Below are 25147 nucleotides of genomic sequence, written 5' to 3'. Positions count from 1 at the left end.
GGACCCACCCTCCATGGCCTCGAACGCTCCCGCCCACGCCGCCGCCTCCCGCTGGGAACGGCGTCGCTGGCTCACCTTCCTCATCGCCTTCGTCGCACTCCTCGTGCCGATGACGCTCTGGGCGCTCGCCTCCCCCATCGGATCGGTGCCGGACGAGCCGTCCCACGCGATCCGTGCGGCCGCCGTCGCGCGGGGCGAGGTCATCGCCACGCCGTGGGCGAAGAACCCGACGCTGACCGCCGCGACCGTGCCGGAGAACATCGCGAACGCCCACGACCTCGTCTGCTTCGCCTTCGACGCCGAGGTCACCGCCGACTGCCAGACCGCAGTCCGCGACACGGGGCAGCAGCTCGTCGAGACCGGCTCCTCCGCGGGGCTCAATAGCCCCGTGTTCTACGCCCTCGTCGGCTGGCCGTCGTTGTTCCTGACCGGCGACGCCGCGTTCTACGGCATGCGCATGATGAGCGTGCTCCTGTGCGCCGCCTCCCTCGCGGTCATGTTCATGCAGCTGACGCTACTCCCCCGGTTCCGCTGGGCGGTCGTCGGCGCAGCCGTCGGCGTGACGCCGATGGTGCTCTACCTCGGCGGCTCCATCAATCCCAACGGCCTCGAGGTCGCCGCCGCCGGAGGGCTCTTCGCGACGCTCCTCACGACCTTCCGCGGCTCGCTGCTCGGCAGACGACTCGTCGAGCAGGCGGGGCTCGCACTCGTGCTGGCCTCCGCACTCATCACGACGCGCAGCATCTCCCTGCTCTGGCTCCTCATCATCGCGGTCGTCTCCATGTTGCTCGGCAACCGCGAACGCGTGCTGCGTGTGCTGCGCTCCCCCGTCGCGTGGGTGCTCATCCTCGGCCTCGGCGTCGTCTCGGCGCTCACCGTGCTCTGGTACCTCAATCCCCCCGTGCTCGGCGCACCGTCACCCGCGACACCGGTGAGCCCCGTGAGCCTCGCGTTCGTCTTCTTCTTCACCGAGCTCCAGACCTTCGACTACATGTTCGGCATGATCGGCTTCTTCGGCTGGGTGGACACGAGCGCCCCCTCGCTCACCCTTGCGGCATGGGCCATGTGCATCGCCCTCCTCGTCGCCGTCGCGTTTCTCTGGGGCAAGCGGAGCACGAAGTGGGCGATGTGGGTGTTCCTCGTCGTCTGCGTGCTCGTCCCGGGCTTCACGCAGCTGGGCGTCTACGCGCAGTACGGCTACATCTGGCAGGGGCGGTACATGCTCGCGATGTTCCTGTGCCTCCTCGTCGTCGCCGGTGTCGCCCTCGACGACGCGGGTCTCGGAGCGGACGGACGGGTGCGGCATTTCGTGACCGGCACCTACGGGTTCCTGTTCGTCGGCCACCTGCTCGCCTTCGTGATGGTGCTGCGCCGCTACATCGTCGGCGCGAACGGCAGCCTCTCGGAGATGTTCTTCAACGACGGCTGGGAGCCGCCCTTCGGCTGGAAGTCCCTCGCGCTCGTGTACCTCATCGCCTCAGTCCTCACCGTGCTGCTGCTCCGGCGGGCGTTCACGGTCGCTGAGGGTGCGGACATCACCCGCGACGATCAGCTGATCACGCCCGCCGAGCGCCTCGAGACCGCCGAGATCGAACGCCTCGACACCCGTGCTCAGGGCCGCGGGACCACCGAGTAGATGTAGAAGGTCGACGGCCCCTGCTTGACGGTGCGCAGCAGGTCGACGCACGGCTGCTGGATGTCGAACTCGGACAGCACGTACTGGACGTTCTCCTGAGCGAAGGTCTCGCAGGAGTCGAAGATCAGCCTGATCTGGTCCGGCGTCGGGTTGATCGGGTTCGGGGGGCCGTCGCCGACACCCCACGACACGTTCCCGAGTCGGTTCCACGCGGACTCGTGCGAGCCGTCGGGGTCGATGCGGTCCCAGAGTTCGCGCGACGGAGCGCCCTGGACGCCGTTGAACGAGGGCAGCCCGGACTGCACGAGCGTGATCCCGAGCAGGGAGCTGTTGCCCGCGCCGACCCAGTTCCCCGGCGCCTCGGCGTCGATCTCCTGCATCGTCTTGACGAGGGTCGTGCCGTTGAGGTCGTAGACACCGGCGTACACCGGGTTGACGGTGCCGCCCGTGACGGCGCCGACGATCGCGAACGCCACGGCGCCGATGACCGGCCGGCGGCTCAGGAAGAAGCCGATCGAGACGAGCGTCAGCACGACCATGATCACCCACACGGGGCCGGCGGTGACCGCCGTCTGGTAGCGCAGGGCGTCCCACGCGATCGCGGCCGACAGGATCGCTGCCGGTGTGATCGCGAGCACGACGATCCACCACGGCACACCGCGTTCACCCGCGGCACGCCGTTCGTCGAGCCGGACGACCACCACGACGACGAGGACGATCGCAAGCAGCCCGAACGCGAGGCGCATGCGGTTGAGCGGCACGCGGTCGAGGAAGAGCACGTGCGCGATCGCGTCCCAGCCGGGGATGAAGAAGAAGGCCAGCAGGACGACGCCGAGGGCGAGGAGTGCGATGAGCAGCCAGTCGACCATGGGGCGACGCCGTGGTTGACCGACCACGAGCCAGAGCGCTGGGAGCGCGAGGAAGAGCCCCACGAGGATGAAGGTCGAGGCCTCCGAGGCATTGGGGCCGAACGGCACACCCTGGGCTGCGTCGAGCCCCTTCGAGAACGGCCCGGCGAACAGCGACAGCAGGTCGCGGATCGTGCCGTCGCCCGTCGATTGCAGCCGCTCCCCCGGGTACACGGTCGCGGTGAACGCGCGGATGATCTCCGCCCGCGTGATCATCCACACCGCGAGGACACCGCCGGCGACGACCCCGGCCGCGAAGACCGGCCAGAGCGCCAGGAGGCGGCGACCGAAGCCCACGATGGAGGTCGACCGCCTCGTGAGCAGGAAGCCGACGATGAAGGCGATCGCGACGAGCGTGACCGGGACGATGAACGGCACGTACACGGTCATCCCGGTGGTCACCGAGGTGTAGGCGATGACGAGACCCCAGAAGGCCTTCGTCCTCCGGCGCCTGGATCGGAGGAGCCACACGACGCTCGACATGAGCAGCAGCGCCCAGGCGACGGGCCAGTGCGTGTTCGAGCCGAACCACCACTGGAAGAAGGGCGAGGCGAAGAACCCGAGGGCGAGGAGTACCGAGGTGACTGGGCGCCTCGGCATGAGCGTGATGGCGAAGACGTACATCGCCGCGATGAGCGCGAAGGCCGGCAGCCACCACTTGACCGCCATCGCGTTGTCGAGCGGCAGGAGGAAGAAGCCGAGCAGGTGTGGGCGGAACGCGACCGACCAGTCCGTACTCGGGAGGTCCTGCAGGATCGTGGCGTCGTAGCTGTCAGCGAAGTTGCTGTTGGTGACCGGGAGGCCCTGCTTCACCTGGGAGATGATCCAGGAGGTGTTGACGCCCCACTCATCGCTTCGGATCGCCTGCGGGTCGCCCAGGAGGTGGTTCGGGTCCGCCTGCGAGTTGAACGACTGGTTGAGGATGCCCGACGAGCTCCCGGTGATCCCGCCGGCCACGAGCGCGATGAAGACGACGAGGAGGGCTGCGAGGGGCGCCAGGACGACCCGAAGACGCGGGAGCCCGTCGGAGGTCGGTGCCCAGCGCTCGCGCCGTGCGGGAGCGAGCAGATCAGGTGCGGTGGAATCAGGCATCCCGTCGAGCGTAGCCCGTTTCGCGCCTGGAACGGATCACGGGCCGGTCCCGCCTGGGACCGGCCCGTGTGCATCCCTTCGGATCAGACGTTGGGTCCGTTCGGGAGCAGGTTCGCGAACGACCACGGGACGTCGAGGAACGAGGTGCCGCCCAGTTCCGCGAACTTCGCCATCGAGGTGATCCCTCGCTTCGTGCCAGCGTCGAGGTAGTACAGCGTCCCGCCCGGGCTGCGGATGAAGCGGTTCGCGTCGGAGCCGATCTTGAGCTTCGCGCAATTCGTCGCGGTGAGCGCGACGAAGGTGATCGGGTAGAGGGGCTTCAACTCGGCGGAGACCTTGTGCAGGGAGCCACCGGCGGACACGTAGTCCTGACCGTTGCAGGTGATTCCGTACCCCAGGTACTGCCCGGTCGGGTACGCGTCGAGGTAGGCCTGCGGCACGAACGAGGTCCCGGTGACGCCCATCGCCGTCGGGAAGTCGAAGCTCGTCACCGGAAGGCGGTTGTTCGCGCCGTCGATCAGGAACACTGCTGCGCTCTCGGGGCTCCGGACCAGCGATCCGGGTGCAAGCACGGGGTTGCCGACCGGTACCTGGCCGAGGATGGGCTGCGGGACGGTGATGATGTTCGGGTTCTCCGTGCCCGCCATCGCGACGAGCGCTCCCCAACCTGAGTACGGACGAGCCTTGCCCTCGGTGACGTAGTAGACGACGGCGCTCGCCCCCTTCACATGGCTGCCCTCACCGATGGTGCCGAGCGCGGCGTACTGGTCCACGAAGCCCTGGCTGGCCGGCACGGTCGCCAGGGATCCGCCGACACCCCAGTTGAACCGTCCACTGGAGGTGAGCACCTGTGGCGCTCCCCCGTTCACCGACACGGCGCCGGGGAAGGTCCCGCCACCCGCGACTTGCGCCACGTTCCTCGGCCACAGCGCGCTCGACGAACGAGCCGGAAGCCCGAGGGCCGAGGCGCTCGCCGCGTCGATCGTGTACTGCTTGCCACTCATCACGTAGGAGAACGTCCCCGCGCCGCGACTCTGCAGATAGACCGAGTCGCGCAGGATCGGCACCCCGTCGGCCAGGTTGGAGACACCGGCTTCGGTGAGGACGATCATCGCGGGTGGGATTCCGGCGAGCGACTGCGCCGTGGCGTCCACGATCTCGCGCTTGGTACCGCGCGTCACGTAGTAGCGCGCACCTGAGGTGGTCGCGTACACGGGAGTGACGGTCGCGCCGACCGAGACGAAGAGGTTGAACTGCGCGTCGGTGAGCTGGGTGTAGCCCGCGGGTGTGCAGGAGCCGCCGTAGTCGATCACCATCTCGCAACTGGCGAAGCCGACCTTGATGCCCGCGTCGATGAAGGCGATGCCGCCGGCCGGCGAACGCACGATCCGCGAGGCGTTCTGAGCCGTCGGGTACTTGTCGAGGTAGGACTGCGACACGGTGGTGACGCCGCCGAGCGCACTGTACGCGGAAAGCAACGCCTGGTCGGGGATGTAGTACTTCTGCGTCCCGGCGACGAGGTAGATCGCCGCGGACGCCGACGACTTCACCAGGCTGCTCGTGCCGGTGGTCGAACCGAACCAGTCGGTGTACAGGCGCCAGAAGTTGCGGTTGCCGTACGCGCCGCAGGCGTCGCCCGTGCCGTACAGGTTCGCGAGCGCGGAGGCGTTCGGTTGGTAGGGCGTGTAGTTGTAGAGGCCGGCGGTCGCGGCGTTCTGGATGTAGACGGAGCTCGATCCGCACGCGGCGTTCGGGTTGTAGCGCACGGCGTTCACGCGTCCTGCGACGTGGTTCCAGCGGGTGGGGTTCGCCTGGTAGTTCTTGAACTGCAGCGCCGCGGCGTAGACCTGGTTGAAGAAGCCGTAGTAGTTCGTGTCGCAGTCAGCGGTGTCCGGGCAGCCGTAGCCCATGGCGCTCCGGTACTGCCTGGCCGACGGCCAGTCGTCGGTGATCAGGCTCTGCTCCTTCTCGAGCATCACGATGATGACCTTCTGACTGATCCCGCAGGCCGCACCGACCTTCGCGATGATCGTCGCGGCCGATTCGCGGGACGATCCCGCGTACGCCGCGCAACGCCCGGCGACCGCGGCGCGCGTCGGCGTGGCCTCGGCGAAGTCCTTCAGACACGTGTACCCGGCACGGCACGTCGGACGCGCCGAGTTCAGGAACCCCTGCACCGAGGCCGCGCTCCACGCTCCACCGTCGTAGAACAGCTCATCGGTGATGATGTTCCCGGCCTGGAAGTCGCTGGCGTTCGCCGCACTCGCGGATTGCGCCGCGACCGGAGCGATGGTCAGGACCCCTGCGATGAGCGCGATGGCCGCGAGGATCGCAGGGAAACGTGAGCGCCTCATGGCACCTCCAGGTCGAGTGCGGTCGAGGAGAGCTTGTCGATCTCATCCGACGAGTACGTGAGCGTGACCGACCAGGTGCCGGACGGGAGCTGTTCGAGCGGCACCTGCACGGTGCCGCATGAGGTGGTGCTGGAGTCGGCGATACCTTCACTCGTCACGACGATCGGCTCGCCGAGCCCCGTGAACGTGAAGGTGCACGAGCCGCCGTTCTCGATGATCCCCTGCACGTACCCCGCTGCCGAGGCGTGTAGTCCGTCGAAGTCGACACCCGCGTAGCTCACGACGGCGTCCGCCGGGGGCGGCGTCGGGGTCGTGTCTGATCCTTTGTCGGTCGGGACCACACCGGGAGCGATGCTCGTCGCGGAACCGCTCGGCGTCTCATCCCCCGAACCGAAGGTGCATGCGGTCAGGGCGGACACGCCAGCGAGCAACACCGCTGCCAGCACGGCCGTGGTGACCGGTCGCTTCATCATCGGGTCCTCGACTCTCGATTGCTTACCCCCGTTCAGGGTAGCGGTTGCTGAGAGTTCTTTCCGACAAGTATCGATGTCCGGCGTGCCTCACGGACAACTCGTCCGTGTGTGTCGCCGTCCTCACGTCATCGGATCGAGCGCAGTTCCTCATAGGTCGCGCGCACGCCGTCGTCGAGATCGACGATCGACGGGGCGCCGAACTCGGCCGTGTAGCGCGCGACGTCGAGCACCACGCGGTCGACGAAGGTCGGCGGGGCAGGGCGATCCTCGATGGGGAAGTCGATCTCGGTGACACGCCGCAGCGAGTCGAAGACCTCGTTGACGGAGTAGCCCTGGCCGCTGCCGATGTTGTACAGGTCGTGCTTGCGGTCGCGGCCGACGATCGCCGTGATCATGCGGACCGCGTCAGTGACGTAGATGTAGTCGCGGACCATCGAGCCGTCGCCGAGCCGGACCGTCGACTGGCCGGACGCCACCTGGCGCAGCGCGATGGGGATGAGACCCTGCTTCTTGTGCGGGTGCTGCCTCGTGCCGTAGGGGTTGGAGATCCGCAGGCTCGTCGAGTCGAGGCCGTGCATCGTGCGGAAGTAGTGGAGGTAGTGCTCGATCGTGAGCTTGCCGATGCCGTACGGCGAGACCGGGAGTGCCCGATCGGTCTCGGCGTAGCTCGCCTTGCCCTGCGGTCCGTAGATCGCGCCGCCGGTCGAGGCGAAGTAGAAGTGGCCGACACCCGCCTCGGCGCTCGATTCCAGGAGCTCGACCGTCTGGGCGACGTTCGTGCGGATGTCGAGCGTCGGGTCGGCCTCGGCCGTCGCGGGGTTCGTCGTGGACAGGAAGTGGAAGACGTAGTCCTTGCCGCGGACGGCACTGTCGAGGTCGGTCCGGCTGAGGAACTCGCCGCGCAACAGCTCGACGCCATCCGAGGTGTAGCTCGGGTCTCCCCCGCTGAAGCGGTCGAACGCCGACACCACGTGACCGTCGGCCACGAGGGCGTCGACGAGGTGCGAACCGATGAAGCCGTTGGCTCCGATGACGAGTGCTTTAGCCACGCATGGCCCGTTCGAAGGCATCGACGAACTGTCGGCCGCTGTCCTCCCAGGTGGTGTTGTCGAGCGACTCGGACATCGCGATCGAGCGCTCGACGGCGTCCTCACGGTCGACGATCTCCACGAGTCTCCGTGCAATGGCACCGGGTGCCGGCTGCACGTACTCGATGAACGGGTTGTCGGAGACGAGGCGGTTGTTCGGTGCGTCGTTGACGACGGGTGCGACACCGGCGGCCATGAGCTCGAGCGGGAGCAGCGACATGTTCGAGAGCGACAGCACGAGCCCGGCGGCGCAGCGGTTGTAGACCGCGTTCAGCTCGGAGATCTCGAGGCCGGAGAGGTTGTTGTGCTCGAACGGGATGTCCCAGTCGGAGACGTCCCAGCCGGCCATGTTGACGACGTAGTCCGGGCGCTGCTTCGCGAACTCGGCGAGCGCGATGACCCCGAGCTCGAAGGCGCGACGGGGCGTGACGGGGCGCGCGTAGAAGAAGACCTCCTTGCGGCGCTCGTGGTTCGTGACCGAGTAGTACTTGCGCTCCACGGAGAAGTCGAAGTGGTCTGTCGGCATGCCGTACTCGTCATGGAGCTTCTTCGACAGCCAGCCGCCGGCGGTGATGCCGTGGAAGCCGAACTTGTAGGTGTTCTCGGCGAGGACGGCCTCGGTGCCTGCTGCGTAGAACGAGGGCTCGAAGTCCTGCACGAAGTAGAAGCGGCGCGCGTTCGACGGGTCGGTGTACGCCGGGTACGCCGTCTCCCAGCCCGTCGCGAACAGCGCGTCGTGCCCGGGGCCGACGCCGCGCTTCGGGTCGTAGTTGTGGAAGCTCGCCTTGATGTCCGGGTAGGCGTGTGACTGCGTGAGCATCCGACGCATGTCCTTCACGTCCACGACGACGCCGATGCTGTTGTAGAAGTGGATGCTGCAGGTGTGACCGGCCCGCTCGGCGAAGTCGATGAAGCGGAAGAGGTTCTGGTGGCCGCCGCTCGTCGCGCTCGGCGGGGACATGATCCACGCGATGTGCGCCTTGCGGTCGGTGACCACCACCGGGTCGAGCAGCTGCGGACCGGGCTGGGTCCAGTCGACGGCGACGGCGTCGGACACGATGACGGGCAGGTAGATCGTCTTGCCCTTGACTCGGGCGCGCAGGTTCATCTGAACGCGGCGCACGAAGTGCCGCGGGCCCTCGTGCCGGAGCACGTGGAGACTGACCTTGAGGTAACGAAGGAGGGATCTCATGATTCTTTCTCTGTCACCTAGACAGGGTACGGCCAGAAGCCCGGTTGGTGCATCCGGTGCTCCCAGCGGCCCCACGCGGTCGTGACCTCGTAGTGCCGGACGCGTGCGTCACGTGTTTTGGATTCGTAATGGTAGAGCTCGGCGTGCGGCGTCCACAGGATGTCGTAGCCCTGCTGCAAGACCTTGAGGCAGAGGTCGACGTCGTTGAAGGCGCCCGGCAGCAGGGTCGTCATGCCGCCGACCTCGAGGTAGACGGAGCGACGCATCATGGCGCACGCCGCAGTGATCCCGACGACCTCACGCTCCAAGCGGTAGCCCTCGGTGGGTCCGGCTGATCCGCGCGGGACGTTCATGCCGACATGGATCGTGTCTCCCCGCCAATAGTGGTGCCCGGCGTGCTGGATCGTGTCGTCCTCGTAGTAGAGCATGCAGCCGGACATCCCGGCGTTCGGCAGCTGCGCGAGCGCGAGCATGGCCTCGAGCCAGTCCGGAGTGAGGACGCGCACGTCGTCGTTGAGGATGAGGACGTACTCGCCGATGGAGTTGAGGACGCCGAGGTTGATCTTCCCGGAGAAGTTGAACGATTCCGTCCACGGCACGAGGTGCAGGCGGTCCCCCGCGAGTTCCGTGATGCGCTCGACGACACCGGCGTCTGCGACATCGTCGATCACGACGACGATCTCGTAGTTCGGGTAGCTGCTGCGCTCGACGATGCTCCCGACCGCATCGACGAGATAGCTCTGCTCGCCGCCGGGCAGGAACTGGCCGCGGGTGGGGATGACGATGGAGATGAGCGGCTCGCCCTGCACCGCGCGCCGGGTGTCGTGCACGCCGTCGAGGCCGATCGAGCGGACCGTCCCGCCACCCGTCGCCGCGAGGTGCTCCTCGAGCGCGAGGCGTGCTGCGGGCACGTCGGCCTCCGCCACCGCCCCGAGGGAGGACGCCTCGTCACGGATCGCTCCGACGACGGCGAGGTGCCGTACGACGAGCGGTTCACGCGTGGCTCGGAGGGCCAGGTCGTACATCGTCACCGAGCCGAAGCCCTCGCGCGGCCCGCCGAGACGCCGGAGCACCTCGGTGCGGAAGACCACGAGGTCACCCCAGAAGTACTGGTTGCGAAGGCGTTCCGGTTCGGGGTCGGGCTTGAGGACGGGCTCGATGCCCACGCCTGGGCGCTCGACGGCCTCGTCCGTGTACAGCACGTCCGTCGCGGAGTGCACCTCGAACTCGGCGAGCACTGCGTCGATCGCGCCTGAGGGGACACGCAACCCGCGGGTCACGAACGAGACGAACGGGGACGCAGCGCGCTCGAGTGCAGCCGCGATCCCACCAGCATCGTCGTGCTCCACGACGATGGTCTCCGTCGGCGCGAGTCGCCCGGTGTCCGCACGGAGCGTCGTCTCGAAGGTCTCTCGCGCACGCTCGTCGAGCCCGACCAGGAGGAACGTCAGACCCGTCGATGCGGGCGCCACCGCGTCCGTCACAGGGAGCCGCGGCCGCGGGACACGAGACGCAACGGCGAGAGGACGGCGCGACCCGCCTTCCACGTCCTCGTCGACCGGACGGCCTCGAGTTGCTGGCGCAGGCCGGCGTTCTCGCGCTCGAGCGCCTCGAACTGCTCGCGGCCGGGGCTGTGGTAGACGGACACCCTCGCAAGCTCCGCCTCGAGACCGAGCACACGGTCGACGAGCTCGAGGACGCGGCGTTCCGCGACGATCTGTTCAGGTGTCGGACGATCCGCTGACATGGAATTCTCGCCTCGTTTTCGTACGGCCGGGTGAACTGGACGAGTGTAACACCGGCCTCGGAACGGGCCCTGAGAGCCGGGCGACGCAGGGGTCCGTGCACGCCTCACAGGAACGCGGCGAAAGCTGAGGTAGATTGGCTAGGCTCCACGACACCACCACCCGTCCACTCGCACGATCGAGGCTTAATGCAGTATCTCAGGGAACTGGCATCCGCCAGGGAGCTCCTGGCGAATCTCACTCTCCGAGACATCCGCGGTCAGTACAAGCGGACCATCCTTGGACGCCTGTGGTCGCTCGTCAGTCCGCTCTCGTCGATGCTGGTCTACTCCTTCGTCTTCTACTTCCTGTTGCGCGCAGAGCCTGCCGCCGGTGACCCGAGTGGCCTCCACATCTTCGCTGTCTGGCTGCTGTGCGGGCTGCTCCCCTGGTCCTTCTTCTCCGGGGCGCTGTCCGCGAGCATGAGCTCGATCGTCGGCGGAGCCGGACTGATTACCAAGGTCTACTTCCCTCGCGTCGTGCTCCCGGTCTCAGCCGTCCTGACGACCGGCTACAACTGGTTGTTCGAGATGGCGGTCCTCGTCATCGTCCTCTGCGCCGTCGGCGGCTGGGGCGTCATCGTCTGGCTACCGCTGGTCGCTGTGTTCATGGTGGTTCTCGCCGCCTTCGCAGTGGGCGTCGGCATGCTGCTGGCCATCGCGAACGTCTACTTCCGCGACACGCAGCACTTGATCTCGATCCTGCTGCAGATCTGGATGTACCTCACACCGATCATCTACCCGGCGTCGCTCGTGGGCGTGCAGTCGGATAAGGTCGGCGGCCTGCTGGGCACCCCGATCACGGTGATGGACATCTACGAGTCCAACCCGATGTTCCACTTCGTGCAGGTCTTCCGGAACCTCATGTACGACCAGCGTTGGCCGGACCCCGCCGACGTCCTCGCCTGCGTCGCCTGGGCCCTCGTCGCCCTCGTCGCCGGGTTCCTCGTGTTCACCCGCAAAGAGAAGAGACTGGCGGAGATCCTATGAGCGAGATCGCGGTCCACGTCCAGGACGTGAGCAAGAAGTTCCGGCTCTACCACGAGCGCAACCAGAGCCTGAAGTCGGCGATCATGCGACGCAAGGTCTCGGTCCACGAGGACTTCTGGGCACTGCGCGACATCACCTTCGACGTCCCGACCGGCTCGACCTTCGGCCTCATCGGCAGCAACGGCTCCGGGAAGTCCACCCTGCTGAAGTGCCTCGCGAAGATCCTCTACCCGGAGACGGGCACGATCACCGCCAACGGCAAGGTCGCAGCGCTCCTCGAGGTCGGCTCAGGCTTCCACCCCGAGCTTTCGGGCCGGGAGAACGTCTTCCTCAACGGCTCGATCCTCGGGATGAGCCGCAAGGAGATCCAGCGGAAATTCGACGAGATCGTCGACTTCTCCGGCGTCGAGCAGTTCATCGACCAGCCGGTGAAGAACTACTCCTCGGGCATGTACGTCCGGCTCGGCTTCGCGGTCGCGATCAACGTCGACCCCGACATCCTGGTCGTCGACGAGGTCCTCGCGGTGGGCGACGCCGAGTTCCAGCAGAAGTGCTTCCAGAAGTTCGAGGACTTCAAGGCCGCCGGCAAGACCGTCATCCTCGTCTCCCACTCGATGGGCTCCGTGAAGTCGATGTGTGACCACGCGGCATGGATTAACAAGGGCAACCTCGAGCTCGTCGGCCGGGCCGACCCGGTCATTGCGGCGTACGAGCAGTCCTACCCGCACCAGCCCTGACCACACGACCACCCTGAGGCACCTCTCCGCCCGGACAGACGAGGACGGCCGCACACCTTCCCGGTGAGCGGCCGTCCTCGTGTCGTCTGCCGGCGTCTCAGCCCTGCTGGTCGAGCAGCGTCTGCAGGTAGCGCCCGTAGCCGCTCTTGACGAGCGGTGCTGCGAGGGCGGCGAGCTGAGCGTCGTCGATCCAGCCGGCGCGCCAGGCGATCTCCTCGATGCAGCCGACCTTGAAGCCCTGGCGGTCCTCGATCACGCGCACGTACTCGGAGGCCTGCATCATCGACTCGAAGGTTCCGGTGTCGAGCCAGGCTGTGCCGCGGTCGAGGACCTGCACCTGGAGGTTCCCCTGCTCGAGGTAGCGCTCGTTGACCGTCGAGATCTCGAGCTCGCCACGGGCGGAGGGTTCGATGGTCTTCGCGATCTCCACAATGGAGTTGTCGTAGAAGTAGAGGCCGGGAACGGCGTAGTTGCTCTTCGGCTTGGCCGGCTTCTCCTCGATCGAGAGCGCCTTGAAGTCCTCGTCGAACTCGACGACGCCGTACGCCTTCGGGTCGGCGACCTGGTACGCGAAGATCAGCGCGCCGTCGATCGTGTTGTGGTTGCGGAGCGCCGAGCCGAGGCCCGTACCGTGGAAGATGTTGTCGCCGAGGACGAGGGCGACGCTCTCGTCGCCGATGAACTCCTCACCGATGATGAACGCCTGCGCGAGGCCGTCGGGCGACGGCTGCACGGCGTACTCGAGCCGGATGCCCAGATCGGAGCCGTCGCCGAGCAGCGCGCGGAACTGCTCGTTGTACTCGGGCGTCGTGATGATCAGGATCTCCTTGATGCCCGCCATCATCAGCGTCGACAGGGGGTAGTAGATCATCGGCTTGTCGTAGATCGGCATCAGCTGCTTCGAGATGCCCTTGGTGATCGGCCACAGCCGTGTGCCGGATCCACCGGCGAGAATGATGCCGCGCATAGTTTCTGAGATTTCCCTTGGTCGATGGTCTCTCGTTCGCTCGTCCGTCGAGGACGCCGACTGTCGAGTCGATCGGACCATTATCGCAGGAGCCGGGTGCCTGCATGCACGATCGGGTACTGTGTGGGGACCCCCGCAGCGAAGCAAAGGACAGACGGTTGACCCACCCGCAGGACGGAGCCCCCATCGACACCGTTCAGAATCTCCGCATCGAACTCCTGAGAGTCACTGACGAACTCCTCGGTGCACGGGCCGAGCTGTCGATCAGCCGACGCACCGTGGACGACCGCGATCAGCAGATCCTCACCGAGCGCGCAGAGCACGAACGCGACCTCAGGGAACTGCGCGCGGCATACGAATCCTCGACCACATGGAGGGTCGGCCGCCGGATCGTCACGCCGGTCGAGATCGTGCGGCGGGGCATCGCACGGTGACGGGCGCGCGGATGAAGCCGATGTTCTCCATCGTCACCCCCGTCTACAACACGGATCCGGACCTCCTGGCCGAGATGGTCGACTCGGTCGTGCACCAGACCGAACGATCCTGGGAACTCCTGCTCGTGGACGACCGCTCGCCGTCTGAAGCGACCCGGGCGGCCCTGGGGCGGCTCGCTCCCACCGATCCCCGCATCCGGTCCATCCGGCGAGAGGTCAACGGGCGCATCTCGGAGGCGACGAACACGGGCGTCGCCGCGGCGAGCGGCGAGTTCGTGCTCCTGCTCGACCACGACGACACACTCGTCCCGCATGCGCTCGCGCGCATCGCAGCGGAGCTGACGGCCCATCCGGAGACCGACTATCTGTACACGGACGAGGACAAGATCGCTGAGGACGGCTCGGCACTGGGCGAGTTCCGGAAGCCCGACTGGTCGCCGTCACGACTGCTCGGCCAGATGTACACCTCGCACGCCTCGGTCGTCCGACGCTCGGTCCTCGAACGGGTCGGCCTCCTGCGCAGCGGCTTCGACGGATCCCAGGACCACGATCTCGTCCTGCGCGTCGTCGAGGTCGCTCGCGAGGTGCGGCACGTGCCTGAGGTGCTGTACCGCTGGCGTGCCGTCGCCGGCTCGACGGCCATCGACGTCCGCGCGAAGGACTACGCGTGGGACGCGGGAGTGCGCGCCGTGCAGGACGCGCTGGATCGACGCGGACTCCACGCCACCGCCGGCCATGGGGGCCTCCCCGGCACGTATCGGCTCGACTGGTCACAGCAGGACATCGGCCCAGTCTCCGTGGTCGTGACGATCGACGGCGTGCAGACGACCGGTGGGCCGCTGACCGATGGGACCACGTCAGGCGTCGTCGATGCCGTACGTTCGATCATCGACGGGGCCGCCGGGGTCGAGCTCGAGTTCGTCGTCGTCCACGGTCAGGAGACACCGCGCGCCGAACTCGACGCACTGGAGGCGTTGGGTCGACCGGTGGTCCGTGTCCTGGCCGATCCACGGGGCGCGGCGTCGGCGGCGAGGAACCTCGGGAGCGCGCACGCCTCGTTCCCCACGCTCGTCTTCCTCGACGACACCGTACGGGCGCGCTCGGACGCGTTCCTGCACGACCTCGTCGGACCACTGTCACGATCAGGCGTCGGCGCGACGGGTGCTCACTCGATCGACGCCGAGGACCGCATTCGGGATGCGGGCTTCCGGTACGCGCTCACCCCGTACCGGCGTCCGTACACCGGCCGCGCGCTCGACGACGCAGGCGAAGGCAATGCCCTGTACGTCGACCGCGAAGTGTCGGCTGTGGCCTCGAATGCGCTCGCGATCTCCGCGGCGACCTTCCGGGCCGTCGGCGGCTTCAACGAGGACCTCTCGGGTGATGCGGCGGACCTCGACCTCGGACGCAAGCTCACGAGCACCGGCCTGCAGTCCGTGTGGCTCGCCTACGCCCGCGTCCAGGACCTCAGGAGCACGCTGCCCGCTGACCCCTCCGATGCAGAACTCGGCATCCTCCTGGCGCGTTGGGGCGACACCGCCGACGACCCCTTCATCGGCTGATCTGCCGCTGTCCGCCTCGGCGGGGCGGCGTCGATCGCGAACGGTCAGCCGCGCAGTGACGCGTAGAAGGCCCGTGCGTCGTCCCAGGTGGGCAGCAGACCCGATGCCGCAGCTTCGGCGAGCCCTGGGGCCTCGGTGTCCTTGGGTGAGAGCAGGGGGGTCCCGGCTTCGGGTGGGATCACGAGGCCGACCTGCTCGTCGAGCGGATTGATGCCGTGTTCGCGCTCCGGGCGGTAGACGTCGGTCACGAGATAGCTCACGGTCGCGTCATCGGTGAGCGCGACGAAGCAGTGACCGAGGCCTTCGGAGATGAAGATCGCCTTGCGGTCGGTGTCGTCGAGGAGCACCGAGTCCCACTGCCCGAAGGTGGGCGAACCGACCCGGATGTCGATCACGTAGTCGAGCACGGCGCCGCGCGTCGCCGTCACGTACTTGGCCTGCCCGATGGGGATGTCGGCGAAATGGACGCCGCGCACCGAGCCGCGCTTGGACACCGAGGTGTTCGACTGCGCAAGTGCGATGGACCGCCCTGACGCCTCCTCGAGCTTGTCGAAGCGGTACCACTCGAGGAACACTCCTCGGTCGTCACCGAACTGCTTCGGGGTGATCTCGTAGCTGTCTGGCACGTTCAGTTCGCGGATCTGCACCCCTGCAGTCTAGCAAGAGGCCCCAGGCACTCAGCGGATCGCCGACGCTCCGAGCCGATCGTGCACTGCGTCGATGAGCGTCGCAGCGCGCGCAGCAAAGGAGTGGTGACGTGCGACGTCGGCGGCCACCTGCAGGAGCGTCGCTCGATCGGGGAGTGCCGATCGGTCGCCCAACAGCCTCGCCACCTCATCGGGCCCTGCAGCGACGAGTGCGGCGGGACCGAACAGCGCCTCAAGGCCGGCGACGGGGTCCGTGATGACCGGCGTCGCGGACGCCACAGCATCGAACACGCGGTTGGAGATGAAGCCCTGCGCCGCCATCTCCGGCCAATGGTCGTTCAACACCACCGGGGCGCGCCGGTACAGCACGCCCACCTCAGCGGCCGAGAGGTGCTCCGCGATGTGATGCTCGGGTGCGATGAGTCCGGTCCAACCGGGGCCGAACACGGCAAGGGCGTGACCCGAGGTGATCGCGGCTTCGACGATAGGACGGCGGACTCCCCGGGTGGAGCCGACGAACACCGGGGCGCCTCCAGCTGGCTCCGAGTCGTCGGCCGGGTGGAACCGTCGCGGTTCCGTCGCCTGCAGCAGCGGTCGGACCAGGACCCCCGTGCGCGCGGTGGTGCGCTCGGCCCAGGTCTCGCTCGCGGCGAACACCACGTCGTATGCGAGGAGTTCCTGCTCGGTCACGAGGCCGGGATGGCTGATGATCCACAGGATGTTGACCGCTGCCGGATTCGGGACGACTGCGTCGAGTCCACGGATCGTCAAGACCACGTCCTCGAGGTGCTCGGCACGGTTGCGGTGTCGCTCTCGCCGATCGACCACGGCATCGTGTCCGGCAGCCCGGATCGCCGCAGCCAGGTCGGCCGCGAAGAGGGTGTCACCCCAGTGATCACCAAGCTCTCCGGTCGGCGAGGCGATCTTGACCGACCAGCGCAAGCGCCCGTGCGGGCGTTCCGGCGTCGCGTCGCCGGGTTCGATCCCGATGACGTCCGGGTGCGCGTCACGCACGAACGCCCGGTCGAGATCCGCACCGTCGACCAGGCCCGACGAACGCAGACCGGCAGCGAGGAGTGCCGGACCGGTCGCCTCCGGCAGGCGACCGCGCCAGCGATCGCGCAAGAGCCGAAGGTCGACCTCGCTCCTGGTCGACTCGAGTTGCCCGGACCCGCGGTGGACGACACGCGACCGCGGCTCGACGAGCCAGCGACCAGGCCTGGCCTCGTGCATGCGCAGGCCGAGGTCGAGGTCGGCGTACGAGCTGATGAACAGGGCGTCGAATCCGTCGACAGCGGCGAGATCCGCAGCGCGGACGACCATCGCCTCGGCCCCCAGAGCCGTCGGACGCACCGAGGCGACCCGATCGTGGTCCTCCTCCGGGTAACCGTCGAACAGGCGGACCGGCGGCATACGGTCGCCTGCGGTCAACCAGTTCGCATCCCGCAGGGAGCCATCCGGCGCATTGAGGATCGGGGCCGCGCCGAGGACGTCCGGGTCGGCGAGGGCATCGACCAGCGGGTCGAGCCAGCCGGCGCGCGCGTCGAGATTGGTGTCGAGGACAGCGACGATCCCCCCGGAGGAGGCCGCGAACGCCAGATTCAGCGCGAGCGCTGTCCCGGCACCGCGCCACTGCCTGAGGACACGGACGGTCGGGACGGAGCAGCAGATCGCTGCGAGCGCCTCGAGCATCCCGTCGGGGGAGCCGTCATCGATGACGACGATCTCGACCGTCTTCTCCCCAGCCGCATCGGTGATCGATCGCAGCGTCCTGGAGCCGGCGTCGACATCGTCGCGGACGACGAGAAGCACGGAGACGAGCTCTGCATCGCGGCTCGGCAGCTCGGCGCGCACGCGGTCCCAGTCGATGAGGTGTTTCTCCCTGACGACCTGCTGCCACCCGGCGGACTCTGTCGTCGAGATCCGATCGAACGTGCTCGAGTGCGTGTAGGCGACCCCGATGAAGGGCAGCAACCGAGATCGGGACTCGGCGGCCAAGCGGATGAACAGGTCATGGTCGACCCACCGACGGAGCTTCGGGTCGAACCCGCCGATGTGGTCGAGCAGCTCGCGTTCGACGACAAACGTGTTGAGGTCGATGAAGTTCTGGTCGTCGATGAGCTGCCGTCGGCTCCCCTCGGCCGCGATGAACATCGGTGGTCCTTCTGCGAGGTCGAACCTGGCACCGGTGTGCACGGAGCACACCCCCGGTGCGGCGAGCGCCGCGACACTCAGGCGAAGCATCTCCGGCGACCAGCGATTGTCGGAATCGAGGAAGGCGACATAGCGTCCGGTCGCGACCGCTATCCCCCGGTTACGCGCGGCGCTGACCCCAGCCGGCTCCTGACGCACGATGCGCACCCGCGGATCGGCCGCGGCGAACGGCTCCAGCACGGCGACCGTGTCGTCGACCGAACCGTCATCGACGACGATGAGCTCCCACGAGCGGTACTCCTGTGCAATGACCGAGCGAATCGCTTCCGGCACGATGTCCGCGCGGTCGCGCACGGGCATGATGACCGAGACGAGCTCGCCGGTGACCGGGATGGGGTCGGTGAGCCCTGCGCGGAACCGGGCTTCGGCATCGTCGTCCCAAACCGCCGAGAAGGGCGTGAGCGAATCCTCTCGGCGCCGACGCTGCTCATGCGCCGTGCGGATGGCCGCGGCACGTGCATCGGCGAGCGTCGGCCGACCGAGCGCTCTCCCGGACACCGGCAGGACCGTTTCGGGGACCGCGTGCCGCAGGAACTGTTCGAGAGCTTGGCGCGTCGAACCGGGCACCGGCCGTCCCTCGTCCGCGCAAGCGGCTGCGTAGGCGCGCGCGTCGAAGACGGGGGACGTCTCCGCGAGCGGCTCGGCGCCGAACAGCATCGACAGGACCCGGACCCCGGCGGGCTGCCCGGTGTCCAGGGCGTACCAGACCTCCTGGTAGAGCGGGTGCGGCGACCACCCGGCGGCGATCCCGACCGCGAAGAAGTGCTCTGCTGCCGAGCGGTCGCTCGTGAAGCGCCGTCCGCTTTGAGCAACGTAGAACTCGCTGTCGAACAAGCCGGACTCGATGAGCGACGCCGCTCTCCGGACGACGACGGCCCGACGGATGATCGCGTCGGCCGCCGGCATCCGTGATGCACGTCCCAGGATGCCTCCAACGATGGCTCGTGGATCACGCACCTGACGCTCCGCCGAGCGTCTTCAATCGCCGGAGCGAGGACACCGCCGACGCGACGGTCGACACGTCTGCCTGGTCGCGTGCGGCGACGAGCTGAGCCCACGCCGTCGAGCTGAGGAGCGACTGTGCTCCGACGGCGTCGCGCCGATGGATCACGGAGTCAGGGACCACCTGGGGATCGGCCGAGGTGAGTCGATCCAGGACGGAGTCGTATGCCTCCGCGAGCACGCGCGACTCCGGGTCGAGCCCGGTGACAAGCACGACGCCGGTGGGCGCGGTGTTGACCCGAACGACGACGAGGTCCGGACGCAGTTCGGTGAGGACCTCGACGAACTTGAACACGTCGCCGGCCCAGAACCGGGTGAAGCGGTTGCGTGCCGCTTCGTCCGAAGAACGCGGCAGCATGTCATCGAGGACGATGACGCCGGTTGGCGCCATGTACTGCTCAAGGTTCATGAAGTCACGGTAGGCGAACTCGGCGAGGTGCATGCCGTCGATGAACGCGAAGTCGAGCGGCACACCGCCGAGGTGGCCCATCGGGTGTTGCCGTGCGAAGAAGTCGTCGCTCGTCGCCCGGACGAGCTGCAGGTCGCACTGCACTTCGCTGCGCACGGCGAAGTCCGGGTCGACCCCGATCGTGACCGCTCGGGACAGGGCGATGCTCAATCCGTCGTTGACGCCGATCTCCAGGTAGGTGCGCGGCTGGAGCAGCTCGTGGAGTCGGGAGATGAGCTCGTGGCGGGTCAGGTCCGGCGCATCGAAGTCACTGTCCGGTTCGCCCTCGCGGAGGGCCGGCGGAGCGACCGGTTCCGGCTCGGCGCCGCCTGTCGGGTGGAGGCGCCTGGCGAGCCCACGGCGGAAACGATCCTCACGTGAGCGGAGGGAGTTGAGGCGGTGTTCGCCGGCGATACGCTCGACGACGGTGCCGATGGCGGAGCGCACGGTCATGCAGTCACCCTACCGAAGTCGACAGTTGCTATCGCGGACGGCCGCTCGGGGCGGCCGGGCCCGACGGATTATGATGATCCGGACACAGCGTGTCGGCAACCGGCCGACACTCGGGCCGGGTCAGAGGGAGCACGGTGCCAACTCCTCTGGCCACCCCGCCGGGACGCGACCCCAGGCCGTCCCTGCTCCGCCGCCTTTGGGACGGCGTCGCCGCGTACGCGGTGAAGTTCGGCGTCGTCGGACTCATCGGCTTCGGCCTCGACGTCCTCGTGTTCAACCTGCTGCGGGTCGGCGTCTTCGGGCATGACCACCTCGCGCAGTCCCCCATCGGCGCCAAGGTCATCAGCGTCTCGGTCGCGATCGTCTTCAATTGGATCGGCAACCGGTACTGGACCTTCCGCGAGCACCGCCGGAAGAACTTCATCCTGGAGCTCGGCGAATACGTGATCGTCTCCCTGGGCGGGATGGCCATCGCGGTCGGGTGCCTCTACATGAGCCACTACGTGCTCGGCTTCACCTCGCTGCTCGCCGACAACATCGCGTCGAACGTCATCGGACTGGGCCTCGGAACCCTCTTCCGCTTCTTCCTCTACCGGTTCTGGGTGTACGGGCACCACCGGGCGGACGGCCTGGCCAACCTCGCCCGTGTGGAGGAGGCCCAGCGGACCCTGTTCGAGGAGCCGCCGGCCGGCGCCGCCCGGTCAGCGACCTCCCCGACCGAGCCGGGTACGATGAACGGGCCACTCCCGAGAGGACCCCTATCTTGACGTACCTGATCACCGGCGCTTCCGGCATGCTCGGCCACGACCTGCAGGAGGCCCTGACGGGTCGCGAGGTCACCGCCCTCGGTCGCGCCGAGCTGGACGTGACCGACCTCGAGGCCGTCCGCGCCGCTGTCGCGGGTCACACCGCCGTCATCAACGCCGCCGCCTATACGAAGGTCGACGACGCCGAATCGCATGAGGCCGACGCAGCCGCCGTGAACGCTGTCGGCGCCCGCAACCTCGCGGTCGCCGCCCGGGAGGCCGGCGCGAAGCTCGTCCAGGTGTCCACCGACTACGTCTTCGACGGCTCCGCCACCTTGCCGTATCAGGAGGACCACCCGCTGGCCCCGATCAGCGCCTACGGCCGGACGAAAGCCGACGGGGAACGAGCCGTCCTCGCCGAGCACCCGAACGGCGGCTACATCGTCCGGACGGCCTGGCTGTACGGCAAGAACGGACCGAACTTCGCCGCGACCATGGCGAAGCTGGCTGCGAACGGCGTCGACCCGGCCGTCGTCACCGATCAGCTGGGGCAGCCCACATGGACCGCCGACCTCGCTGCGCAGATCGTCGCGCTGCTCGACGCCGACGCACCCGCCGGTGTCTACCACGGCACCAACGCCGGGCAGGCCTCCTGGTACGAGTTCGCCCAGGCGGTCTTCACGGCGGTCGGCGCGGATCCGGCACGGGTCTCCCCCACCGACAGCTCGGCCTTCGTCCGCCCCGCCCCGCGCCCCGCCTACTCGGTGCTCGGTCACGACGCCTGGTCCACCGCCGGTCTCGCCCCGATGCGTGACTGGCGGGAGGCCTTCGAGGCAGCGACGCAGCACGGCGTCGTCACGGCGCCGTGACCACCCTGCGCGTCGTCGTCGACCAGATCGTCGCGCCGGTCGCCGGTGGCGTCGGTCGATACTCCGAGGAACTCACCCGGGAGCTCATCGCGAGCGCCCCGGCGGGGTGCGACGTCGAGGGCATCGTCTCGGCGGTGCCGAAGGAGAAGATCGACCTCCTGGAGTCCAAGCTCCCCGGACTGGCGGCGCTGCATCGCACCACGCTGCCGCGTCGCGAGCTCAGTGCCGCCTGGCAGCTCGGCATCGTCGCACCCGGGACGGCGAACGGCATGGTGCACGCCCCGGGGCTCCTCGCCCCACTCAACCGCCACGATCGCATCAACGACGGCAACCAGATCGTCGTCACCATCCACGACACGCTCGCCTGGTCGCACCCCTCGTCACTGACGCCGATGTCGGTGGCCTGGCAGAAGGCGATGGTCAAGCGGGCGCGGAAGCACGCGGACGCCATCGTCGTCCCGACGCATGCGGTCGCCGACGAACTGCGCGACATCGTCGATCTCGGCGATCGAGTCCGGGTCATCGGCGGCGCGGCCGCGACGACACTCACCATCCCCACCGACGCAGACGGGCGCGCACGGACGCTCGACCTCCCGTCCGAATACCTCGTGTCGGTCGGTTCGCTCGACCCCCGCCGCGGGATCACGGAGCTCATCACCGGCCTCGGCCGCCCCGGCGCCCCCGACCTCCCGCTGCTCATCGTCGGCACCGACAGCTGGGGCGACGTCACCCTCGCCCAGGTGGCCGATGAAGCCGGCCTGCCGGAGGGGCGGGTGCGTGCACTCGGATTCCTCGACGACGCCGACCTCGCCGTCGTCCTCGACCGCGCGACCGCCTTCGTCTACCCGAGTCTCGCCGAAGGGTTCGGGCTCCCGCTCGTCGAGGCGTTCCGCTTCGGCACGCCCGTCATCCACTCCGACGTGCCGGCGCTCGTCGAGGTCGGCGGTGGAGCCGGCGTCGTGGTCGAGTCCGGAGCCAAGGGGTACGCCGATCGTCTCATCGCTACCATCAACGACGTCATCGGCGACAGCGAACGCCTCTCCCGCCTGCGCATCCTCGGCATGGACCGCGAGCAGGCCTTCAGCTGGCGCGATTCCGCAGAACGCGTCTGGCAGCTACACGCGGAGATCTGAGCCGGCCGGAATGCCGACGATCGGCGTCGATCCACACCGCTGAACCCGCCCGTTCGTAACGTGGGCGGACGAGCGATCCGACACTCGTAGGGTTGATTGGTGACCTCATCGACCGTTCGCGAGCGCTACACGCTCGGCCACCACCCCAGTGTCCTGCGCACCCATTCCTGGCGCACCGCCGAGAACTCCGCAGCGCACCTGCTCCCCCATCTGCACGCAGGCCTCCAGGTCCTGGACCTCGGCAGCGGGCCGGGCACGATCACGCTCGACCTCGCCCGCCTCGTGGCGCCCGGCAGCGTCATCGGCGTCGACGCCTCGGACGAGGTCACGGCCGACGCCCGAGCCCGCGCGGCCGCCGCCGGCATCGGCAACGTGAGCTTCACCGTCGGTGACGCCTACGCACTCGACCTCCCCGACGACAGCGTCGACGTCGCGCACGTCCACCAGCTCCTCCAGCATGTGGCCGACCCGGTCGCCGTGATCCGCGAACTGCGGCGGGTGGTCCGACCGGGCGGCGTCATCGCCCTGCGCGAGATCGTCTACGGCGGAGCGGTCTGGTACCCGCTGTCCCCCGGACTCAGCCGCTGGATGGAGGTCTACCAGGAGCTCGCCAGGGCGAACGGCGGTGAACCGGATGCCGGGAGCAGGCTCAAGTCCTGGGCGATGGAAGCCGGGCTCGCGGACATCCGGAGCAGCGCGAGCGTCTGGTCGTTCGAGACTCCGGACGACAGGGAGTGGTGGGGAGGCGCGTGGTCCGAGCGGGCGCGAACCTCCAGTTTCGCCACCCAGGCGCTCGAGACCGGGATCGCGGACAACGCCGACCTCGCGCTGATCTCGACAGCGTGGCGGGACTGGGTCGACGCGGACGACGGATGGTTCGCCGTCCCGCACGGTGAGATCATCGCGACCGTGCGCTGAGCCCTTCGACAGGCTCAGGGACCGATAAAGCGGCGCAGGGACCGCCCTTCGACAGGCTCAGGGACCGGGAAGCCGGCTCAGGGACCGGGAAGCCGCCTCAGGGACCGGGCTCAGCCGGCGTCGGGCTCCGGGCTCGGCGACGGCGGGAACAGCTGATCCTGCACCATCTGGTGGATGAGCGTGTAGTCGGGCTCTTCCGGATCGATCGTCGGCGGGACGAACTGCAGGGAGTTGATCGGCAGCTCGCGCGTCTTGAGCGCGAGGTTCACGAAGTAGCCGAGCATGCCCTGCGGCACATCGGTCTTGACGACGTCGCCGCCCGCGGCTGCCACGTCCTGGAAGCGCGCCAGGACGTTCGCCGGGTTGAACTGTTTGAGCATCGCCGTCTGCAGGATGTGCTGGCGCTCCATGCGGTCGTAGTCGCTCGTCGAGTGCCGCGACCTGGCGTACATGAGCGCCGTCCAGCCGTCCATGTGCTGCTGACCGGGCTCGATCCACGCCGTGACGTTCTCGAGGTCGGCGTCGCCGTCCATCGGGAGCCGCTCCTTGACGTCGATGTCGACTCCACCGAGCGTGTCGATCAGCGTTGCGAAGCCGTACATGTCGATGAGGACGTACCACTGGATGTGCAGCCCGGTGATGCCCTCTGCGGCCTGCTTCATCGCCTCGATGCCGGGCTCACTAGCCTCGGACGTCGCCTTGGGGAACAGTTCGGGGTTCTTCAGCTCGATCTCGGTGTAGATCGAGTTGAGCTGACAGACGTCGACATCGCAGGAGTCGTCGTAGCCGTCCGGGTACAGGGACGCCATCTCGCTGCCCGCGGGGAACGGGACGTCGACGAGGTCGCGCGGCATGGACATCGTCGTCGCCTGCCCGGTCTCGGCGTTGATGCTGACGACCGACATGCTGTCCGGCCGCATGCCGTCGCGGTCGGGGCCGGCGTCGCCACCGAGCAGCAGGATGTTGTAGTAGCCGTCGACCGGCGGCTCCGAGGGACCCGTGTTGCCGAAGATGGAGGAGATCGAGCCGCGCGTGGCACCGGCGACGACCGCTCCGTACCCGGCGCCACCGGCGACCAGGACCATGGCGAGGGTCGTGAACAGTGCGACGCCGAGCCTGGCGTTCGGTGAGGCCTTCACGAGGCGGACGAGCCGCAGCGTGTCGAGCGTCAGCACGACCCACAGGATCGCGTAGGCGACGAGGAGGACCTGGGCGACGGTCAGCGCGATCGGGTTCGTCGCGAGGGTGAAGAGCACCTCGCGGGCGAGGAACATCGTGGCGATGCCGACGACGACGAGCAGCCACAGGAAGAGGGTGAACCCGAGGCCGAACCGGCCGAGCTTCCGGTTCCCGGCGAGCACCTGTGCAGAGCCGGGGATCAGGAGGTTGAGGACGACGAGCCACCAGGCACGCTTCGTCATCACCTCGCGTGAACGGGTGTCGGGGTACCGCATCGGCTTCGCGGCGGTGGCTGCACTCGTCATAGCTGCGCTTTGAGGTT

At 68.1% G+C, this 25147-nt stretch carries 21 protein-coding genes; 9 read left to right on the top strand and 12 right to left on the bottom strand.

The genetic code is table 11. The features are described from left to right. The first annotated feature begins 13 nt into the window (after positions 1-13). The gene (locus tag RWN05_RS10885) at positions 14-1636 is read left to right on the top strand and encodes a DUF2142 domain-containing protein (protein ID WP_314139516.1); all 1623 of its coding nucleotides are present in this window, start codon (positions 14-16) and stop codon (positions 1634-1636) included. Here the strand turns inward: RWN05_RS10885 and RWN05_RS10880 are convergent. The 7 genes from RWN05_RS10880 to RWN05_RS10850 form a co-directional block, all read right to left on the bottom strand. Continuing rightward, on the bottom strand, positions 1612-3636 hold the full coding sequence (locus RWN05_RS10880; RefSeq protein ID WP_314139515.1) for a hypothetical protein: 2025 nt from the start codon (positions 3634-3636) through the stop codon (positions 1612-1614). The genes RWN05_RS10885 and RWN05_RS10880 overlap by 25 nt on opposite strands. A gap of 83 nt (positions 3637-3719) precedes the next feature. Continuing rightward, complete coding sequence (locus tag RWN05_RS10875) at positions 3720-5990, bottom strand: hypothetical protein (RefSeq protein WP_314139514.1); 2271 nt, start codon at positions 5988-5990, stop codon at positions 3720-3722. Beyond that, positions 5987-6460, bottom strand: a complete 474-nt coding sequence (locus tag RWN05_RS10870) for a hypothetical protein (RefSeq protein WP_314139513.1) — start codon at positions 6458-6460, stop codon at positions 5987-5989. The genes RWN05_RS10875 and RWN05_RS10870 overlap by 4 nt, the downstream gene beginning before the upstream one ends. A gap of 128 nt (positions 6461-6588) precedes the next feature. Next, a complete protein-coding gene (locus RWN05_RS10865) occupies positions 6589-7512 on the bottom strand; it encodes an NAD-dependent epimerase/dehydratase family protein (protein WP_314139512.1) in 924 nt (307 codons plus the stop codon). Next, complete coding sequence (locus tag RWN05_RS10860) at positions 7505-8743, bottom strand: glycosyltransferase family 1 protein (protein ID WP_314139511.1); 1239 nt, start codon at positions 8741-8743, stop codon at positions 7505-7507. The genes RWN05_RS10865 and RWN05_RS10860 overlap by 8 nt, the downstream gene beginning before the upstream one ends. 17 nt (positions 8744-8760) lie before the next feature. Further along, positions 8761-10215 (bottom strand): glycosyltransferase, encoded by a 1455-nt coding sequence (locus RWN05_RS10855; protein ID WP_314139509.1) that lies wholly within the window; start codon positions 10213-10215, stop codon positions 8761-8763. Between the two features lie 8 nt (positions 10216-10223). Next, positions 10224-10490: a hypothetical protein gene (locus RWN05_RS10850; protein WP_314139508.1), complete on the bottom strand. Its 267-nt coding sequence runs from the start codon at positions 10488-10490 to the stop codon at positions 10224-10226. A 186-nt stretch (positions 10491-10676) separates the two neighbouring features. Here RWN05_RS10850 and RWN05_RS10845 point away from each other — a divergent pair, with 186 nt between their 5' ends. Both RWN05_RS10845 and RWN05_RS10840 read left to right on the top strand, forming a co-directional pair. Further along, positions 10677-11516 carry an ABC transporter permease gene (locus RWN05_RS10845; RefSeq protein WP_314139507.1) on the top strand — a complete coding sequence of 280 codons (840 nt, stop codon included), beginning with the start codon at positions 10677-10679 and terminating at the stop codon, positions 11514-11516. Beyond that, positions 11513-12253 (top strand): ABC transporter ATP-binding protein, encoded by a 741-nt coding sequence (locus RWN05_RS10840; protein WP_314139505.1) that lies wholly within the window; start codon positions 11513-11515, stop codon positions 12251-12253. The genes RWN05_RS10845 and RWN05_RS10840 overlap by 4 nt, the downstream gene beginning before the upstream one ends. 97 nt (positions 12254-12350) lie before the next feature. On the opposite strand, the gene rfbA is transcribed toward RWN05_RS10840, so the two are convergent. Then, positions 12351-13220, bottom strand: a complete 870-nt coding sequence (gene rfbA, locus RWN05_RS10835; protein WP_314139504.1) for a glucose-1-phosphate thymidylyltransferase RfbA — start codon at positions 13218-13220, stop codon at positions 12351-12353. A gap of 158 nt (positions 13221-13378) precedes the next feature. On the opposite strand from rfbA, the gene RWN05_RS10830 reads away from it, so the two are divergent. Both RWN05_RS10830 and RWN05_RS10825 read left to right on the top strand, forming a co-directional pair. After that, on the top strand, positions 13379-13654 hold the full coding sequence (locus tag RWN05_RS10830) for a hypothetical protein (protein WP_314139503.1): 276 nt from the start codon (positions 13379-13381) through the stop codon (positions 13652-13654). Between the two features lie 20 nt (positions 13655-13674). Further along, positions 13675-15216 (top strand): glycosyltransferase, encoded by a 1542-nt coding sequence (locus tag RWN05_RS10825; protein WP_314139502.1) that lies wholly within the window; start codon positions 13675-13677, stop codon positions 15214-15216. Positions 15217-15260: 44 nt separating this feature from the next. On the opposite strand, the gene RWN05_RS10820 is transcribed toward RWN05_RS10825, so the two are convergent. The 3 genes from RWN05_RS10820 to RWN05_RS10810 are packed head-to-tail and all read right to left on the bottom strand — an operon-like array spanning position 15261 to position 19980. Next, positions 15261-15863: a dTDP-4-dehydrorhamnose 3,5-epimerase gene (locus RWN05_RS10820; protein ID WP_314139500.1), complete on the bottom strand. Its 603-nt coding sequence runs from the start codon at positions 15861-15863 to the stop codon at positions 15261-15263. 30 nt (positions 15864-15893) lie between these two features. Further along, positions 15894-19034: a glycosyltransferase gene (locus RWN05_RS10815; RefSeq protein WP_314139499.1), complete on the bottom strand. Its 3141-nt coding sequence runs from the start codon at positions 19032-19034 to the stop codon at positions 15894-15896. Then, on the bottom strand, positions 19027-19980 hold the full coding sequence (locus tag RWN05_RS10810) for a class I SAM-dependent methyltransferase (RefSeq protein ID WP_314139497.1): 954 nt from the start codon (positions 19978-19980) through the stop codon (positions 19027-19029). The genes RWN05_RS10815 and RWN05_RS10810 overlap by 8 nt, the downstream gene beginning before the upstream one ends. A 134-nt stretch (positions 19981-20114) precedes the next feature. Between RWN05_RS10810 and RWN05_RS10805 the strand changes: the two genes are divergently transcribed. The 4 genes from RWN05_RS10805 to RWN05_RS10790 all read left to right on the top strand — a co-directional run bounded on the left by RWN05_RS10805 (position 20115) and on the right by RWN05_RS10790 (position 23646). After that, on the top strand, positions 20115-20747 hold the full coding sequence (locus tag RWN05_RS10805; RefSeq protein ID WP_314139496.1) for a GtrA family protein: 633 nt from the start codon (positions 20115-20117) through the stop codon (positions 20745-20747). Next, positions 20744-21595: a dTDP-4-dehydrorhamnose reductase gene (gene rfbD / locus RWN05_RS10800; protein ID WP_399542937.1), complete on the top strand. Its 852-nt coding sequence runs from the start codon at positions 20744-20746 to the stop codon at positions 21593-21595. The genes RWN05_RS10805 and rfbD overlap by 4 nt, the downstream gene beginning before the upstream one ends. Further along, positions 21592-22728: a glycosyltransferase family 1 protein gene (locus RWN05_RS10795; protein WP_079002852.1), complete on the top strand. Its 1137-nt coding sequence runs from the start codon at positions 21592-21594 to the stop codon at positions 22726-22728. The genes rfbD and RWN05_RS10795 overlap by 4 nt, the downstream gene beginning before the upstream one ends. 99 nt (positions 22729-22827) lie before the next feature. Further along, the gene (locus RWN05_RS10790) at positions 22828-23646 is read left to right on the top strand and encodes a methyltransferase domain-containing protein (RefSeq protein ID WP_314139494.1); all 819 of its coding nucleotides are present in this window, start codon (positions 22828-22830) and stop codon (positions 23644-23646) included. A gap of 110 nt (positions 23647-23756) precedes the next feature. Here RWN05_RS10790 and RWN05_RS10785 read toward each other — a convergent pair whose 3' ends face one another. Then, positions 23757-25130, bottom strand: a complete 1374-nt coding sequence (locus tag RWN05_RS10785; protein WP_254628419.1) for an LCP family protein — start codon at positions 25128-25130, stop codon at positions 23757-23759. Positions 25131-25147: the final 17 nt, after the last annotated feature.

Origin of the sequence: uncultured Plantibacter sp., from assembly GCF_963518075.1 — a bacterium.
GTDB lineage: Bacteria > Actinomycetota > Actinomycetes > Actinomycetales > Microbacteriaceae > Plantibacter > Plantibacter flavus_A.
Note: the sequence above shows the minus strand (reverse complement) of the source record. Positions and strands in the feature narration are given on the sequence as shown.

Excerpts from the sequence above, each read along its gene's own strand:
- RWN05_RS10885 (WP_314139516.1), top strand. The coding sequence starts at position 14 with ATGGCCTCGAACGCTCCCGCCCACGCCGCCGCCTCCCGCTGGGAACGG.
- RWN05_RS10850 (WP_314139508.1), bottom strand. The coding sequence starts at position 10,490 with ATGTCAGCGGATCGTCCGACACCTGAACAGATCGTCGCGGAACGCCGC.
- RWN05_RS10845 (WP_314139507.1), top strand. The coding sequence starts at position 10,677 with ATGCAGTATCTCAGGGAACTGGCATCCGCCAGGGAGCTCCTGGCGAAT.
- RWN05_RS10875 (WP_314139514.1), bottom strand. The coding sequence starts at position 5,990 with ATGAGGCGCTCACGTTTCCCTGCGATCCTCGCGGCCATCGCGCTCATC.
- RWN05_RS10870 (WP_314139513.1), bottom strand. The coding sequence starts at position 6,460 with ATGAAGCGACCGGTCACCACGGCCGTGCTGGCAGCGGTGTTGCTCGCT.
- RWN05_RS10860 (WP_314139511.1), bottom strand. The coding sequence starts at position 8,743 with ATGAGATCCCTCCTTCGTTACCTCAAGGTCAGTCTCCACGTGCTCCGG.
- RWN05_RS10880 (WP_314139515.1), bottom strand. The coding sequence starts at position 3,636 with ATGCCTGATTCCACCGCACCTGATCTGCTCGCTCCCGCACGGCGCGAG.
- RWN05_RS10810 (WP_314139497.1), bottom strand. The coding sequence starts at position 19,980 with ATGACCGTGCGCTCCGCCATCGGCACCGTCGTCGAGCGTATCGCCGGC.
- RWN05_RS10825 (WP_314139502.1), top strand. The coding sequence starts at position 13,675 with ATGTTCTCCATCGTCACCCCCGTCTACAACACGGATCCGGACCTCCTG.
- RWN05_RS10785 (WP_254628419.1), bottom strand. The coding sequence starts at position 25,130 with ATGACGAGTGCAGCCACCGCCGCGAAGCCGATGCGGTACCCCGACACC.
- rfbA (WP_314139504.1), bottom strand. The coding sequence starts at position 13,220 with ATGCGCGGCATCATTCTCGCCGGTGGATCCGGCACACGGCTGTGGCCG.
- RWN05_RS10840 (WP_314139505.1), top strand. The coding sequence starts at position 11,513 with ATGAGCGAGATCGCGGTCCACGTCCAGGACGTGAGCAAGAAGTTCCGG.